This window comes from Paludibacter sp. 221 (assembly GCF_010501035.1).
In the GTDB taxonomy this organism is placed as follows: Bacteria; Bacteroidota; Bacteroidia; order Bacteroidales; family Paludibacteraceae; genus QVMH01.
This window is the reverse complement of record NZ_QVMH01000055.1, coordinates 1-17,125: the sequence shown is the minus strand read 5'-3', so window position 1 is coordinate 17,125 and position 17,125 is coordinate 1. Positions and strand designations below refer to the sequence as shown.

General features: G+C 39.9%; 14 protein-coding genes and 1 other RNA gene. 8 read left to right on the top strand and 7 right to left on the bottom strand.

What is annotated here, in order from left to right:
* The first annotated feature begins 273 nt into the window (after window positions 1-273).
* Together D0T49_RS11235 and D0T49_RS11230 are read left to right on the top strand one after the other, a co-directional pair.
* Window positions 274-414, top strand: coding sequence for a hypothetical protein (locus D0T49_RS11235; protein WP_163631443.1), 141 nt, complete (start codon window positions 274-276; stop codon window positions 412-414).
* A 299-nt stretch (window positions 415-713) separates the two neighbouring features.
* The gene (locus D0T49_RS11230) at window positions 714-2,141 is read left to right on the top strand and encodes an FISUMP domain-containing protein (RefSeq protein WP_163631441.1); all 1,428 of its coding nucleotides are present in this window, start codon (window positions 714-716) and stop codon (window positions 2,139-2,141) included.
* An 80-nt stretch (window positions 2,142-2,221) separates the two neighbouring features.
* Here the strand turns inward: D0T49_RS11230 and D0T49_RS11225 are convergent, their stop codons facing one another.
* From D0T49_RS11225 to D0T49_RS11200, 6 genes are all read right to left on the bottom strand, one after another.
* Complete coding sequence (locus D0T49_RS11225; protein ID WP_163631439.1) at window positions 2,222-4,051, bottom strand: YgiQ family radical SAM protein; 1,830 nt, start codon at window positions 4,049-4,051, stop codon at window positions 2,222-2,224.
* A gap of 297 nt (window positions 4,052-4,348) precedes the next feature.
* A complete protein-coding gene (locus tag D0T49_RS11220; protein WP_163631437.1) occupies window positions 4,349-5,797 on the bottom strand; it encodes a capsule assembly Wzi family protein in 1,449 nt (482 codons plus the stop codon).
* Between the two features lie 41 nt (window positions 5,798-5,838).
* The gene (locus D0T49_RS11215) at window positions 5,839-6,843 is read right to left on the bottom strand and encodes a kelch repeat-containing protein (protein ID WP_163631435.1); all 1,005 of its coding nucleotides are present in this window, start codon (window positions 6,841-6,843) and stop codon (window positions 5,839-5,841) included.
* A 4-nt stretch (window positions 6,844-6,847) separates the two neighbouring features.
* Window positions 6,848-7,603, bottom strand: a complete 756-nt coding sequence (gene hisF, locus D0T49_RS11210; RefSeq protein WP_163631433.1) for an imidazole glycerol phosphate synthase subunit HisF — start codon at window positions 7,601-7,603, stop codon at window positions 6,848-6,850.
* 18 nt (window positions 7,604-7,621) lie between these two features.
* On the bottom strand, window positions 7,622-8,935 hold the full coding sequence (gene mtaB, locus D0T49_RS11205; RefSeq protein WP_163631431.1) for a tRNA (N(6)-L-threonylcarbamoyladenosine(37)-C(2))-methylthiotransferase MtaB: 1,314 nt from the start codon (window positions 8,933-8,935) through the stop codon (window positions 7,622-7,624).
* 62 nt (window positions 8,936-8,997) lie between these two features.
* Complete coding sequence (locus tag D0T49_RS11200) at window positions 8,998-10,755, bottom strand: DNA polymerase III subunit gamma/tau (RefSeq protein WP_163631429.1); 1,758 nt, start codon at window positions 10,753-10,755, stop codon at window positions 8,998-9,000.
* 221 nt (window positions 10,756-10,976) lie between these two features.
* On the opposite strand from D0T49_RS11200, the gene D0T49_RS11195 reads away from it, so the two are divergent.
* The 6 genes from D0T49_RS11195 (at window position 10,977) to D0T49_RS11170 (ending at window position 16,476) form a co-directional block, all read left to right on the top strand.
* Entirely contained in the window at window positions 10,977-11,282 is a 306-nt protein-coding gene (locus D0T49_RS11195) for a septum formation initiator family protein (RefSeq protein WP_163631427.1), read from the top strand.
* 38 nt (window positions 11,283-11,320) lie between these two features.
* Complete coding sequence (locus tag D0T49_RS11190) at window positions 11,321-11,650, top strand: hypothetical protein (protein ID WP_163631425.1); 330 nt, start codon at window positions 11,321-11,323, stop codon at window positions 11,648-11,650.
* A gap of 393 nt (window positions 11,651-12,043) precedes the next feature.
* Window positions 12,044-13,120: a DNA polymerase IV gene (gene dinB, locus D0T49_RS11185; RefSeq protein ID WP_163631423.1), complete on the top strand. Its 1,077-nt coding sequence runs from the start codon at window positions 12,044-12,046 to the stop codon at window positions 13,118-13,120.
* 75 nt (window positions 13,121-13,195) lie between these two features.
* Window positions 13,196-13,560, top strand: an RNA gene (gene rnpB, locus D0T49_RS11180) — RNase P RNA component class A.
* Between the two features lie 23 nt (window positions 13,561-13,583).
* Window positions 13,584-14,912: a YihY/virulence factor BrkB family protein gene (locus D0T49_RS11175; RefSeq protein WP_163631420.1), complete on the top strand. Its 1,329-nt coding sequence runs from the start codon at window positions 13,584-13,586 to the stop codon at window positions 14,910-14,912.
* A 40-nt stretch (window positions 14,913-14,952) separates the two neighbouring features.
* Window positions 14,953-16,476, top strand: coding sequence for a glycoside hydrolase family 10 protein (locus D0T49_RS11170; protein WP_163631418.1), 1,524 nt, complete (start codon window positions 14,953-14,955; stop codon window positions 16,474-16,476).
* A 14-nt stretch (window positions 16,477-16,490) separates the two neighbouring features.
* Here the strand turns inward: D0T49_RS11170 and D0T49_RS11165 are convergent, their stop codons facing one another.
* Window positions 16,491-16,946, bottom strand: coding sequence for a DoxX family protein (locus D0T49_RS11165; protein ID WP_163631416.1), 456 nt, complete (start codon window positions 16,944-16,946; stop codon window positions 16,491-16,493).
* Window positions 16,947-17,125: the final 179 nt, after the last annotated feature.

Sequence of the window (17,125 nt, the reverse complement as noted above, 5' to 3'; positions counted from 1 at the left end):
TTTTATTCCCTTACTCCTTTGTTCTTTTATATCCAACTATTATAGGGCGAAAAATTTTTCGCCCCTACCGTTGTTTATATTCCCTTGTTTTTTATTCATATCACATGAATGTTGTTGTGTGTTTCACAGAGCCACACAGAGTTATTCACGGAGTTTCGCAGAGTGTTATTCACTTCTGGCGTTGCTCTGTGTTTTTCTTTGTGTGGTTTTGTGGGATATTTATTCTTCATCCGTATAGCGGCTTTGAGTTCGCTTTACGGATAAAAGGAAAAGATGTTTGTCGCATCGGATTTCTTGGCAAGCCAATGGAACAATCCGCTTTGCGGTGCGAATAAGTTCGAGCGGCAATCCGATGATATGCTAATAACGGATTTTAAATCCGCCCCTGACTGGCGCAAGTTTAGCGTAGCGTAACTTGTGCCGAAGATAAGTGCAGTTTTAAACTGCAAAAGGATATTGATACAAACCATATTACTCCCCCTCGTTTGTAACGAGGGGTTAAATGGGGATTACGTTTTAAACGTAAAACAACAACCCTCTCGTTGCAAAGAGAGGGAGAGAATAAAGCAAACATAATCTACCCGTAAAGCGGACATAAATAGATTAAAGAATCAAGAGCCAAGAATCAAGATAAAAGATTGAATAAACCGAAGCACCGTGTCTTAGTGCCTCCGTGTTTAAAAAGTAATAACTAACAATTAATAATTATCATCATGAACAGAAAACAATTTTTACGACAGACTTTAGTTTTGTTCTGTCTTTTTCAATTTTCGTTTTTTATTTTTAATGCAAATGCTCAGGTAACTATTGGAGCCGACCAAGAGCCTCAATCTTACTCGCTGTTGGAGCTGAATACAGCAACGGTAAAGGGTGGGATTCAGTTGCCAAAACTGACAACTACTGAGCGTGACGCGCTTTTGAGCAGCAAAACTGTAGCCGAAAAAGAAGTAGCTAAGGGCTTGACTATTTACAACACTACTACTGATTGTTTCGACGTATGGAACGGTACTGCATGGGTATCGCATTGTACAGGNACTATTTACAACACTACTACTGATTGTTTCGATGTGTGGAACGGTACTGCATGGGTATCGCATTGTACAGGTGATTCGGCTCCACAAATCACTACACAGCCTCGTGCTTTCAACTGGAAAGAAACAGAAGGTGCCGGTACTTTGTTGGGTATTGGTACTGACGCCGCTACCATAAGCGTAGCAGCTACCGGTATAGCTCCTCTTGCTTACCAATGGTACGAACTAACAGCTAATACCAATGCAGTTCCTGCTCCTATAACCGGTGAAACAGCAGCAGCCTTTACTCCTGACTTATCTGCTTTGGGCATGCGTCGTTATTATTGTCAAGTTACCGATGCTAACGGCAACAGCATAAACAGCGATATAGCCGAAGTAGCTGTAGGTTGTGGTGCAAAAACTGTAGCAGGAGGTTGGAGTACGTTTATGTGCTACAATTTGGGTGCTACTGTTACAACTATTGCAGCTCAAAAATCAACTTCCAGTCCCGTATATACCTATGGTGGTACTACAGCTAGTCCAGCAGATCGTAACTCCGCTGTTTACGGCGACCTTTATCAATGGGGTCGTACTACTGATGGTCACGAAAAGCGTACAAGCGTAACTTCAACTACAACTGCTCCGGTTGGTGGTCTGACAGCAGGAACGAATACGTTCCTTAAAATTACTGCTTACCCTTACAATTGGACTAGTGCTCCTACAGCCGACATTAACTGGCGTAATCAAAAAAATGGTACTTACGACCCATGTCCTGCCGATTGGCGCATTCCTGCTCAGGGTGAATGGAGTGATATCTTCCGTGGCGGTTCAGCTCCCGGTGCTAAAGCTACTGCTGTAGCTAATACTTGGGAGTGGTATTCTACTGGTGGTACTAATGGTTACGAGATCAAGCCTGACGGCGAGACTACTACTTTATTTTTGCCCGCCGCCGGCAACCGCCACAACGGTAATGGCGAGCTCTACAACGTAGGTTCTAACGGCCTCTATTGGAGTGGTAGCCTTAGCAGTGATTACTCGCTCACCCTGTACTTCAATGGTAGTAGCGTGTACCCTGCGTACCTGCACAGCCGTTCGCACGGCTTCAGTGTACGGTGTATAGCGGAGTTGTAAGATGTTTTTAATATCCGAACGCAAATTATGCAGATAATTATATAAAAAGATTCTGTGTAGCTTGTGTTCGGATAAAATTTTTAATTCTTTTCAAATAGTTTTTTCTGTAAATCAGAACGTTTCATCCGTTGCAGGTCGCGGATGATTTCTTTACGGTACTCGCTTTTGTACCAAAAGAAAAATTTCCGTTGGTTTAGCTTTTGTTCTTTAGTTTTAGCGGTATACACAGGCTCTAAGGTATAAGGGTGATAGCCCGAATAATATATCTCGGTGGCCAGCGTCATGGGGGTGGGAGTGAAGTCCTGCACTTGTTCCAGATGGAAGTTCATTTTCTTGGTTTGTACTGCCAGTTCGGCCATATCCTCGTCACTGCAACCCGGATGGCTTGATATAAAGTACGGTATTAACTGCTGATTAAGCCCACTTTCAGCATTGATTCTGTCAAACTGTGCTTTGAACTTTCCAAAACAGCCGAACGATGGCTTACGCATCAGGTTTAGTACATGAGTAGACGTATGTTCGGGAGCAACTTTCAATCTGCCTGATACGTGCTTTGTAATCAATTCTTTGGTGTATTCAACATTACTTTTGTTGATTCCGGTGTCTTTACTCTCATGCAATAACATGTCGTATCTTACTCCGCTTCCAATGAACGATTTTTTTACTTCGGGAATTTTATCCACAGCACGGTAAACCTCCAATAAAGGAGCATGATTTGCATTCAGATTATTACAAACGACGGGGAAAATGCAAGACGGTTTCTTACATTTTTCGCAGATTTTCAGGTCTTTTCCCTGCATGGCATACATATTAGCCGATGGGCCTCCCAAATCGCTCAGATACCCCTTGAAATCGTCCATTTGGGTAATTTTCTTTACTTCGTCCACAATGGACTGTTTGGAACGTGATGCTATGAATTTGCCCTGATGTGCCGATATAGTACAAAATGCGCACCCCCCGAAACAGCCTCGATGCAGATTGACAGAGAATTTTATCATCTCGTAGGCGGGGATTGTTTTACCTCTGTATTTAGGGTGGGGCATTCGTGTATAAGGTAAGGCAAACGAAGCATCCATTTCTTGCTCAGTAAGCGGGTGGAATGGAGGATTTACCACTACCCACTTGTCGCCTGTTTTTTGTATTAAACGTGCAGCGTTGTATTTGTTGGATTCCTCTTCTATAAACTTGAAATTAGAGGCATATTTTTTCTTATCCTTCAAGCATACTTCGTGCGGAACTAAGGTTATGTCGTTCCAAATACTCTGCGGCGGCGTTTTAGCAGATAAAAAAACTGTTTGAGGAATATCGTCCAAATCGGAGAGTTTCTGTCCTTCCCGTAGATTTTTCACCAGTTCTTTGAGCGGTTTCTCACCCATTCCGTAAATGAGTAAATCGGCTTTTGAGTCAATAAGTATGCTTGGCATAAGTTTATCCGACCAATAGTCGTAGTGAGTAACACGGCGAAGCGAGGCTTCTATTCCACCAATAACCAGCGGGACATCAGGATAGAGCCTTTTTAATATATTGCAATAGGTTATAGTGGTGTAATCGGGACGCATTTTTGCCCTTCCATCGGGCGAGTAAGCATCGTCAGAACGCAGGCGTTTATTAGCAGTATAGTGGTTTACCATCGAATCCATATTGCCTGCCGACACTGCAAAAAACAAGCGCGGACGCCCCATTTTCTTAAAGTCGCGCAAATCGTCCTGCCAGTTGGGTTGCGGTACAATGGCTACTCGTAATCCTTCGGCTTCCAGCGTACGCCCGATAACAGCGTTGGCAAAAGATGGATGGTCAACATAGGCATCGCCGGTAAACAGGACAACATCTACCTCGTCCCAACCACGCAGTTCCAACTCCTTTTTTGTAGTAGGAAGAAAATCAGTTAATTGATATTTTCGGCTTTCCATTTTATTACTTTACCTGATTTTTTTTAGTTGTATGTGTTTTAAAAAGTATACTGATGTAATCGTTTGAATATCAACGCAAAAACCTTATTTTCAGAAACAAACCTTAGTAATAAGGATAAATCGACTATATCTACCTTATTAGCTTATTAAACTATCTGATAAATAAGCTAATAAGGTTGAGTTTTAGAGGTATCAATGTTACTAAGGTTTGTTTCCGAAAATAAAGTTTTTTGTATTGATAAACAAATGTTTACAGCTATATGCTTTTTAAGACATATCCTTTTTTTGCTTAAATAGTTATTTGAAACGAAACAAATTACCTTGTTTCCGAATAGAAACACATAGTCCGAATGAATTGCCGCCGTTAACTACCGCATTTCTTTCTACTACAGGTGTTTTTCCAAAATCGGCAGCTAATGAGCAAGCTGCTTCTATATTACAGAGCTTAGGAAACACTTTATTCACTTCGAGCAAGATAGAGGTGCATTTCATTGTTTCGCCAAAAACACTGCTGTAGGTGCCGTAACTTTTGCTTACCGATGTAAAAAAACGATAACGATAACCGAATATATCGCCGTTTATACCCACGTGATGAACATTTACACGGTTGTTGTAGGGGTAATATGAGCCATTCTCACGTTTAGCCGGAGGAGTAATGAAAGGGGTGCCTATAGTACGTGAAAAATAAGTCCATCCCGACTGATAAATGCTATTACTAAAATAGCTGTCGTTACCTCCGAAAACCATACCATCCTTATCATGATAAGGCCCGGATTGGTCGGTTGTATTCAGATATTCATATAAAACTCCCGATACGTACGGAAGTTTGTTATTTCTGATCGATATTCCCCACAAACCATCATGTACATTCATCGATTTGTACATTCGTTTCACAGGACCATCTTCGTATATGTTCTGCCAGTAAGCACTTATCTTAAAGTCAGATATTTTTACATCCAACTGCAAACTTTTTGAAATAATATGGTTGCCTTGTGCATTGTTCAGGTCGTTGGGGTTTGCTTCATCTTGCCCTTCTTTGCCAAAAAAGATACGGATAAAATCCTGCATATCGTTGGCAAGTTTTCCAAGTGTAGGGTGTGTACCTCCCCACTGCACTGCATGGTTCAGCCCGTAATGGATGTTGACAGGTAAATCGCCCCCTAATTTCACATAAGCATATTTATGATGCAGAAAGGCATTATCTACAAATCGTGGGTCGTTTAGCCACCCATGTACAATAGCACCCTTTATCTGGATGTAATTTCGTGTAAAAGGAATTCCTGTATATTGTTCTATTCCGGCTGTGATTTTTGGCATCGGGCGTGAGTTGTTCGAAAACAGAAGCCCACCGCTTGACAGGATAGAATCCTGACAGCCGAGGTTTTCCTCACGTGCGCCTACAACCAAATCAAGAAATCCCCATGCCCTTATTTTTCCATAATATTCCTGCAAGTAAGTTCCGCTTCCGTATTTGTCAAAACGTTGTTGGACATTAATCTTAAATCCATAATCGAACCAACCTGAGTGACGAAAGTCTTTTCCTATCTCAGCAGAAAGTACAGAAGAAAATGGTGAAGAAGAATAAATTCCATAGCGATTGGAATATAGCCAAAAAGGTGCAACCTCGCCTGTGGATGCCACTCCCGAAATACCTACACGATAATATATACTATCTTGTGCGGAAATGGAAAATACCGAAGTGAACAGTATAATTAAGAGTATTATTTTTCGTGCGATAAGTGGCATTTTAGAGACAGTCTCGTTTTAAAAAATTAGAGCATTAAAAATCAGGGCTCAAAACACAGTAAGTCATCAAGCAGTTTTTTGTCATTCTCACCCAGTCCGATATATCCTTTATTACCAATGGTAAAAGCGATAGCATTTTCACGTTCCGGAGCAGGAATTCTTCCCTGATTGTACCAAATGTTTTTTTCTATATCGTATTCAATAATATCATTCTTCAAATGCCCCCCCGTTAAAGTGCCCCGAAAAAAACGTCCGGTAGAAACGAATATACGCTTTTTTACACTCAGGGCAACCGGATTTATTCGTCCTTTATCAGGCATGTTTTTTTGTTCTTTCCATGTGTCTGCTTCAGGATAATATATCCACCAGTCGCTTATGTTTTCGGTACAATATCCAGTGCCGAAAAAAACGTTTTCTCCATTTGAACAGGCAACTCCACCAAATCTTGCAACTCCTGGAAAATTATTTAATACAGTCCATTCATTTGTTTCCGGAGTGTACTTGCACCACTCATGCCCGAAACTAAGCCCATGAAATCCCATCCCTACATAGATTTCGCCATCATATATAAAACCGGAACAGGCATCTGTACCTTTTAGGGGAATATCAACTTTCCGTTCCCATATATCGGTTGAGGGGTCATACATCCAAAAATCTTTCAAATACAACGAATCGTTGTATAGGTACATAGAAGACGAAACTGCTAAGGGATAGTACCCCAATCCGGTGTATATTTTACCATTAAGCTCAAAGCTAACAGGCTTTACACGCGGGAATCCCGGACATGAGCTTTTTTTTGTCCATGAGTTTTGCTGGGAATCGTATTGCCAACAATCATTTTTATAAGTTCCCGATGAATTTCGTCCAAATAGCACGTATGCTTTTTCTCCAACACTTACTACGGTCGACGATGAACGTCCGCCATCGGGGAAAGCTGCTTTTTTGCTCCAGTTGAGCGGAGGGTAGGGCGATTCTTCCAACTGATTACTACACGATTGCAATAACAAGCCGATACAAAAGAACAATATGTATTTGAAACACTTCACACTCCTAAATTCTGACCTCGATTCCTCTCTCTTTAAGAAAACGCTTTAGTTCGGGAATACCGATTTCTTTGTAATGAAAAATACTTGCAGCTAAAGCAGCATCGGCTTTTCCTTCTTTAAATACATCAATAAAATGCTCCATTGTTCCGGCTCCTCCGCTTGCAATAACGGGTACGTTTACCGATTCGGACACCGCACGGGTGATATCCAGTGCAAAACCATCTTTCGTACCGTCGTTATTCATTGATGTGAGGAGAATCTCACCTGCTCCAAGTTCTACGGCCTGTTTTGCCCATTCAACGGTTTTAATGTCTGTGGGGATTCGCCCGCCATTCAAGAAAACGTACCATTCGCCATCAATGAACTTGGTATCAATAGCCAAAACCACACATTGACTTCCGAAATTATTTGCCAAATCATATATTAATTGCGGATTACGAACGGCAGAAGTATTTACAGATATCTTGTCGGCACCGCAATCAAGTAGTACAGATACATCTTCGACCGTAGAAATTCCACCACCTACAGTAAAGGGTATGTTGATGTGCTTGGCAATGCGTGTAACTAACTCAGAAAATGTTTTACGCTTTTCGTTGGTTGCTGTGATATCCAAAAATACCAGTTCGTCGGCTCCCATCTGTGCATATAATGAGCCAAGCTCTACCGGGTCGCCTACATCGGTTATATTCTCAAAATTTATCCCTTTTACGGTTTTCCCGTTTTTTATATCCAAGCAGGGAATAATACGTTTTGCAAGCATAGTTATATTATTAAGTATTTAATATATGACTGTTATTGCCGATTTATCTTCGTTCCAATCAGCAAGTTTTACTTTTTGTATTGTGTTTATATGCTCTTTGATGTAAGGATGCTCTACCCGGATATAATTTTCAGTAAAGCCTACCATGTTATCATCGTTTTTCCGGCTTTCCCAAAGTACATAATCGGTTTTCCCGATTTGCTTTTCATAAAAAAGCCTTGTTTTCTTCGCCGAAATTTCATGTAATACTTCGCTTCTTCGTTTCCGTTCGGCAGGCGAAACAACCGGCTCTATTTCCAGCATCTTTGTACCTGCGCGTTCGGAATAGCTAAAAACGTGAAGTTGAGAAATATCCAAAGACTCTATAAAGTTTACAGCCTCCTGAAAATATTTCTCCGTTTCGCCTCTGACACCTACAATTACATCAACTCCGATAAAAGCATCGGGAATGAACTTGTGTATTGTCTGTATTTTCTCTGCAAAAAACTCTGTAGTATACCTACGCTTCATCAATTTTAGCACAGCATTACTGCCTGTCTGTAAGGGTATGTGGAAATGCGGCATAAAATGGCGGCTGTGAGCTAAATATTCAATGAGTTCGTCCGTAAGGAGGTTAGGCTCAATAGATGAAATCCGAAAACGTATATCTTGCGGTAAGGCATCCAATGCTTTTACAAGGTCGATAAACTTTTCGGAGGTCGTTTTTCCGAAATCGCCCGTATTTACGCCCGAAAGCACAATTTCTTTTGCACCTTCGGCTATTGCTTCTTTTGCAGCTTCTACAGTTTCTACGATAGAGGCGTTACGGCTGTGTCCTCGTGCAAAGGGGATGGTACAGTATGTGCAATAATAGTCGCATCCATCCTGCACTTTCAGAAAAAAGCGTGTGCGTCCGTCGCGCGAGCATGCAGGACGAAATTTTTTTGTTTTCAGAATGTCGGAATGAAATATTTCGTCGGAAGAATTTTCCTCTCTTTTTTGTAAATACTCAAGTATATCGAATTTTTCGTTCATTCCCAATACCAAATCCACCCCTTCGATAGCAGCTACTTCGTCCGGTTTAAGCTGGGCATAGCAGCCTGTCACTATTATTACCGCATTCGGGTGCTGACGGTTCAGCCTGTTTATTGCTTGTCGGCATTTATGGTCGGCCGTATCTGTTACCGAGCAAGTGTTGACAATACAGACGTCTGCCTGTTCGCCTGCACGCGCCTTTACAAAGCCTTCGTTGCTAAGCATTTTACCTATGGACGATGTTTCGGCAAAATTCAATTTACAACCAAGGGTATGGTAGTGAACTTTTTTATTATGGAATAATGAATTGTCAATCATTGGTTTTTAGCGAAAAAAGCTATCGGAATAAGACTTGTAACTAATTAGTTGTAATGGTTTTATCAGTCTATCTCAAAATTAAGGCCTGTTCTGAGTTTTATCAGAGCGGGATTTTGAGCCGCCATCTGTTTATATTTATCTTCGGGTGACAGGATTTTATACGATTCTATTGTTTCGTTCATATTAATAATCATATCAATGTACGAATTTTTAAGATTTGAACGTAAGTAGTTAAGAATATCTCTCTTAAATCCGTTTACTTCTTTTTCCTGCATCGAATTTGAAATCCACACTTCGAAAGTAGGAGTGTCGGGTATTCTTTTGGGTAAATTACTGTTGATATAGCTTATAAGGCGTTTTTCGTCAGGAATAGTATCTGCAAAACTTAGCCATACTTTGGTTAAATCTTCGTCAGTAAAATCGTTGTTTAGTGTTTCAGTAGCCTCAGCTTTGGCGTACGTCTCCTGAGGGGCTGCAACTACTTTAGCCGTAATTGAGATACTCGGAGGGAGTTGTTGTGCTTTTGGAGCGGATTTCTCCTGTTTTGGTACACTTTCTACACGGGGAATAACAGTATTATTAGGCATTGAAACAGGTGCTTGTACTGTCTTTTCCTCTTGTTTTTGTTCGGGCCGGATTGTCGTTTTTGGTGTGTCAGTAGAAGATGCTTCCACCGCTATTTTTTGCAGTGGAATAGGGTTTTCCTCACTCAGTTGTTTTTTTTTTTCGTTCGTCAACTGGCTTAAACGAATCAGAGCTAACTCTACTAACAAGCGTTTATTCTTACTTATCCGGTAATTCAGGTCGCAATCATTTGTTATTTTCAATGCCTGAAAAAGAAAATCTGTAGGGCAATCCTGAGCTTGTTTTTTGTAACGTTCGCGAATATCTGCGCCTACTTCGAGCAGCGATATGGTTTGAGGGTCTTTACATACCAACACATCACGTAGGTGTGTGCTTAGCCCTCCGATAAAATGGTGAGCGTCGAAACCTTTATCCAAAATCTCGTTGAATATCAGCAAAGCTTTACTTACTTCGTTTTTCAGGAAAGCATCTACCAGTTGAAAATAATACTCATAATCAAGCACATTCAGGTTGGTAATAACATCCTGATAAGTAATTTTATTACCGCTGAAACTTACAATCTGGTCGAATATTGAAAGCGCATCGCGCATTCCACCGTCGCTTTTCTGTGCAATGATAGTCAATGCATTCTCGTCAGCGTCAACACCTTCTTGGCTTGCTACATATTTCAGATGGTCTACCGTGTCGGCTATAGTGATGCGGTTGAAATCGTATATCTGCGTACGCGAAAGTATAGTAGGTATAATCTTATGCTTTTCGGTTGTTGCCAATATGAAAATAGCGTGTGCCGGCGGTTCTTCAAGTGTTTTCAGAAAAGCATTGAACGCGCCTTGCGAAAGCATGTGAACCTCATCGATGATATAGACACTATATTTGCCGATTTGAGGCGGGATGCGTACCTGGTCAATCAAGTTACGAATATCGTCTACACCGTTATTGGATGCAGCGTCGAGCTCATGTATGTTGTACGAGCGTCCTTCGTTGAAAGCTACGCACGATTCACATTGGTTGCAGGCTTCGAACTCGCTTGTTAAATTCTGACAATTTATAATTTTAGCAAATATGCGGGCACAAGTGGTTTTTCCCACGCCACGAGGACCACAGAACAAATAAGCATGCGCAAGGTGATTATTGGTAATCGCATTTTTAAGTGTTGTGGTTAATGAAGATTGCCCCACAACCGAATTGAAGGTAGAAGGACGGTATTTGCGTGCTGATACTATAAAGTTATCCATGAATTGCCATTTTTAAAAGAGATGTATATTTACTGTAACAATGTTATTTGATGTATAAAAACCATGCCAAATGTATTGCTGTATGTTGTGTTGTAAATATGCATATTAAGATTGCAAATATAATGAAATTTACTTGTAGTTTTTCAACAAAAAAATAATTTTTAAAAAATCGTTGATAACGGAAAAAATACGTATTTTTGTCGTTTAAAAGTAAGGAGAAAATGTCTTTTGTCAAAAAAATATGGGCTACGATTAAACCAATAGTATTAAATAAATACCTGTTGGCACTTGTTATATTTGTTGTTTTTGTTATGTTTTTCGACAACCATAATATGATAAAACGCTGGAAAATAGACCGGAATGTAAAACAGTTGGAAAAAGAAATATCATATTATAAAGGTGAAATAGAAAAAAGCAAGGAGAAAATGGACGAATTACAATCGAGTGATGAAAACCTTGAAAAATTTGCAAGGGAACAATACTTGATGAAAAAAGAAAACGAAGATATATTTATAATCGAAGAATAAAATCCGTTAACATCTTTCTCGGCAAACAGTACAGTTTTATGGCACAAAAAAACAATATCACCCAAGTTATTTTCATTATAGGCGGCATTCTTACTATCATTGGTGCTATATTGCAAATAATCAATTATGTATATGCTCCTTTTGTTTTTTCCGGAGGTGGTTTGTTATTGGTATATTGCCATGTGATGAACTCGTTTGCACAAAAAGAAGACGATTTTCGCTCCCGCAGGTTATCACGTATCGGATTTATTTCCAGTTTGCTTCTGATTCTTTCGGCTTACTTAATGTTTACTGGCTCTAATTCGTGGGTTGTTTTCCTGCTAATTTATGCTGCTATATCGCTGTTCTTATCTTTCAGAGCAGGATAAACTGATATTGTATTACCGGATTTAAAGAGCAAAATAGACTCGATTTTATTCATATTCATTAATTAACGCTGATGCGTTAAAATAGCTTTTTGTTTTTGCCAATTGAAGAGTAATATCCGGTTGCTCCGGAGGAGCAAAAGTTTGGTAACAATACGCAATAATGGGCAACATTCGTGCCGTAGGCACGAAACTTTCGCAGCAAGTAGCATATACCTACGGCACGCGGGTAGAAGGCTAAAAACAGTCATTACCAAGCTGTCATCCCGATGGGACTTTTAAATGTCAAAGTGAAAATTCAATACTTTTCTAACACCCTCCTTGTTTTTTGCATGAAATTTGTTTTTCTTTATAGTAAGGATTTAGATTTTAGGCAAACAAATAAAACATTCTTTTTTGGAATCCCGTAAAATAATACATATTGATATGGATGCTTTTTACGCATCTATTGAACAACGTGATTACCCTCAATATAAGGGTAAACCACTGGCTGTAGGCTATTCGGGCGATAGGGGCGTAGTGGCTGCTGCAAGCTACGAGGCACGTAAATATGGTGTTCACTCGGCAATGGCATCTAAAACAGCTAAAAGAAAATGTCCTCATCTTATCTTTTTGCCGGCTCGATTTGGTGTGTACAAAGAAGTTTCGAGGCAAATAAGGGATATCTTTTTCGATTACACCGATTTAGTAGAGCCGTTGTCATTAGATGAGGCTTTTTTGGATGTGACAAATAATCACAAGCAAATAGCTTCGGCTACGCAGATAGCGCAGGAAATAAAAGAGCGTATTTATCAAGAAACCTCACTTACTGCATCGGCCGGAGTTTCATTCAATAAATTTCTTGCAAAGATAGCATCCGATCAGAATAAACCTGATGGATTATATGTTATCCGTCCACGCGATGCGGAAGATTTCCTCGCAAAACTCCCTATCGAACGGTTCTTTGGTGTAGGTAAGGTAACTGCCGAAAAAATGCACCGCATGGGTGTAAATACCGGGGCCGACCTTCGCACAAAGAGCGAAGCGGAACTTGTAAATGCTTTTGGCAAGGCAGGACACGTTTATTATCTGAATGTGCGAGCTATCGACGAGCGAGCTGTTGAGCCTAACCGTATAAGGAAATCAATTGGGGCGGAAAATACATTTGCTACTGATATTGGCACCTACGGTGAGCTTGAAGGCATTTTAAAAGAATTGTCAGAAGATGTGTTTAATAAAGTGAGTAAAAACTCATTTACCGGTCGTACTGTTACCATAAAAATAAAGTATGCTGATTTCAAGGTTATCAGCCGTAGTAAAACTTTATCTAAAACAATTGACAAGCAGGAAGTGTTATTTGATACAGGCAGAGAGTTATTACATAATGTAGATATATCGCCAACGGTACGTTTGTTGGGTATCAGTGTAAAAAAGCCCGATTCGGACGAATGGAAAGAAGGTTTGCAACTGGAGATTGATTTTGAAAATTGTTAGATTTTACCTCTGTCTCGAAAAACGTTAATTCCTTACATTGAACAACCCGAAAAATATCTGTATCTTTGCATATTAGTAGCGGATCGGTCTGTCGCTTCTTTATTTTTAAAGAGGAGGAAAGTCCGGGCAACACAGAGCACCATACTTCCTAACGGGAAGCTGTTTGTGAAGGCAGAGTAGTGTAACAGAAAATAACCGCTCCGGTTTTTTGGCCGGAGTAAGGGTGAAAAGGTGAGGTAAGAGCTCACCGGTCCTGATGGCAACATCAGGAGCCGTACGCCTTATGGGTTGCAAGATCATGTATACCGGCGCATGTAGGATGGCTCGTCCGATGCCGGGGGGTAGATTGCTTGAGGTGGGTGGCGACACTCATCCCAGATAAATGACAGACGCTTTGTGAAAACAAAGTACAGAACCCGGCTTACAGATCCGCTACTTTTTTAAAACAACTAACTGCTTAATCATGTCGAATATCTCTGATTTTTTTATTCGTGTTTATAATTTCATACGGCACGATATATGGAGGATAACGGGTAACGAGCTATCGCGCTCAAAAAAAGTTTTATACAACAGTATTAAGACGCTCGTTCTTGCTATAAGAGGCTTCATATCCGACGATTTGAATATAAAAGCATCGGCACTTACATATTCCATCCTGTTTGCAATAGTACCTATTATCGCACTGTTTATATCCATAGCCCGAGGTTTTGGTATCGAGGGGATGGTTGAAGGATTGCTTCAGGGGAGCTATATTGATAAAATGAATATGACTCCCATGGTAATGGATTTTGTTGAGCGTTATCTGGATACAGCCAAAGGAGGTATCTTTATCGGAATTGGTATCATTATATTGTTGTGGTCGGTTGTAAATTTCTTTCGTCAGGCCGAGAACGCTTTTAACGACATCTGGCAGGTAAAAAAATCACGTTCTATCATCCGCCAGTTTACCACTTATTTTTCAATCATACTTCTTATTCCTATCCTTATTGTTGCTTCGAGCGGACTTTCTATTTATATAAATTCAACTATCTCCAACTCGTTCTTGTACGATATAATAAGCCCGCTTGTACGTATTTTGGTCAAAATATCCCCGTTTTTTATAAACTGGCTCGTATTTACCATCTTGTACATGGCTATACCCAATACTCGTGTTAAATTTGGAAATGCTTTGGTTGCAGGTATTATTGCGGGTACGGTTTTCCAGTTGTTCCAGATGCTATACATCAGCGGGCAGATAAATTTATCCCGTTACAATGCCGTATATGGGGGATTTGCTGCCATTCCGTTGTTGCTGTTATGGATAAGAATATCGTGTCTTATCATTTTATTTGGAGCAGAGCTATCTTATGCAGCCCAGAATATTCATAATTTTGAATACGAAACTGATACCAAAACAATTAGCATCCGCTATCGTAATTTTCTACTGCTTTATATAACTTATTTGATTGTTAAGCAATTCGAGTTTAAAAAGCCCCCGTTAACATCGGAAGAAATATCAACACGTAATAACCTTCCCATCCGCTTAGTAAACCAACTAATATCCAAACTGGTGGAAGCGTCTGTTCTGATTGAGGTTTACAATGAATCGAACAAAAGTAAAAGTTACCAACCCGCTATTGACATAAATCAGTTAACAGCAGGTTTCTTGTTCGACCGACTGGAGACTCATGGCTCAGAGTTGTTCTTGAAAAATGATAATCCGGCAATGGAAAAATTCTGGGAAAAAACATTGTATCTGCGCGAACATAATAAGTCCGAAGCAGATAAGATTTTGATAAAAGATATTTGTTAAGCTAACGGAACATTGTTTTGTTTTTCATATCTATAAAAGTATGCATAAAAGGCTCACATTTTTATTTTTGCTCATTTCCATTACAAGTATATATGCACAACATCCCAAGCGGGAGTTGCGGGGCGTATGGATTGCTACGGTAAATAATATCGACTGGCCCAGCCGCCAGTGGCTCAGTACCGACGAGCAGAAACAGGAAATGATAGCCATGCTTGACAAATTCAAGCAAAACAATATCAATGCGGTTATTTTTCAGGTACGCCCTACTGCCGATGCACTTTATTTCTCTAAGTATGAGCCTTGGTCGCATTGGCTTACAGGTAAGCAGGGTGTTCGTCCTTCTCCTTATTATGACCCTTTGGAATTTCTTATTCAAGAGGCACATAAGCGTTTTATGGAAGTACACGTGTGGCTGAATCCGTACCGCGTGACAAACAATGATAATTGCGAATTGCTACATAAAGACCATTTGTTTTTTAAGAATAATGATTTATTCGTAAAATATGGTAATTGCTATTATTTCGACCCCGGGTTGGATGCTACAAGAGAATATCTTAACCTGGTGGTAAAAGATATTGTAGAGCGGTATGATATGGATGCAATCCATTTTGATGACTATTTTTACCCATACAAAATAAACGGGGAAGATTTTCCCGACCAGAAAACATTCGAAAATAACTCGCGTGGTTTTAAGCCCGGACAAAAAGCTGATTGGAGGAGAAACAATGTAGATATGATTATTTCCGAGCTGCAATACACCATAAAGTCGGTAAAGCCCTGGGTGGAGTTTGGAGTAAGCCCTTTTGGTGTATGGCGCAACAGCACCAGCGACCGTCGTGGCTCAGCCACAAAGGCCGGTATACAAAATTATGACGACTTGTACGCCGATATTTTAAAATGGCTTCGCGAAGGCTATATCGACTATGTAATGCCACAGCTTTACTGGGAAATAGGACGTTCTGACGCTAATTATGACATATTGCTGAAATGGTGGAGCCGCAATTCGTACAGAAAAAACTTATATATAGGACTGGCCGCATATAAATCGGGAGATGCATCGCACCCGGCTGCTTGGAGTAATGGGAACGAGCTAATCCGGCAAATAAAGCTAAACAGGAAAAACGCCGAAGTAGATGGCGCAGCTTTTTACAATGCAAGCAACTTTCTTAGTAATAAAATGGGACTGAACGACAGTTTGCAAAATAATTATTACAAGTATCCGGCACTTTGTCCTGTCAACCGTAATATTCAAGGAAAGCCTGCTATGCAACCACAGAATATAAATATATTGAAAGATGGTGACAATACTTTCATCGTTTGGGATAAAATAGACGAAAAGGGTGGGGACGAAGTAATGTGTTACATGGTATATGCATTCAAAGGGAAGCATATTGGTGATTTGGACAATCCGGCAAATATACTGTTACAGACAAAAAATAATTATCTAAACCTGAAAGATGTTTCGGGATGGGATTTAAGTGGTAACTACACATTTGTAGTTACTTCGGTAAACAGGTACAAGCATGAGAGTGTACCAACTCATGCTGTAACCCGAAAACTATAAAGTGAGTAGATTTTTTATGCAAATTTGCTTTTTTTCATCCACCAACGTTGTAGATAATGATCGACGGAGTATTTTCCTGCTCCTGTGAGTATTAATACAACATACATTAAAAGATAAAGTACTGAAAGTTCTTTTACTGCAAAAGGGTCGCCTCCGTGCACTACAAATCCGGCAACTATCATTCCGAACATCAAAGGGATTGTGGCTAAACGGGTAAATAATCCTAATATAATCAAAATGGAACACCCAAATTCGGCAAGGATAATAAGAGTAAGCGAAAAAGAAGAACCTAACCCGATAGGGTCGGGAAAAGCCAGTTTCAACGTTTCATAATTAGCTATCTTTTGCAATCCGTGTGTAAGCATCAAGATACCAACAGCTAAACGAAAAATAAGCAAGCCGAAGTCGTTTGCATTAACGTTTTTTTTACCTAATGTTATCAAAATAAAATTGTTCAATTTGCGGTTCATAGTTTTAGTTGTTTAAAATTATATTAAGATAACAAAGAAGAAACAGAATATGTTTAACTTAATGTAATTAATTTACCCCTGAGTATATAGGGCTATTCAGTAAATAGTTTCAAAATAGCATGAGCAGATAACAGGCTCATGCTCTTTTTGTTTTTCTAGCCTATTTTTTTCTTTAGCTC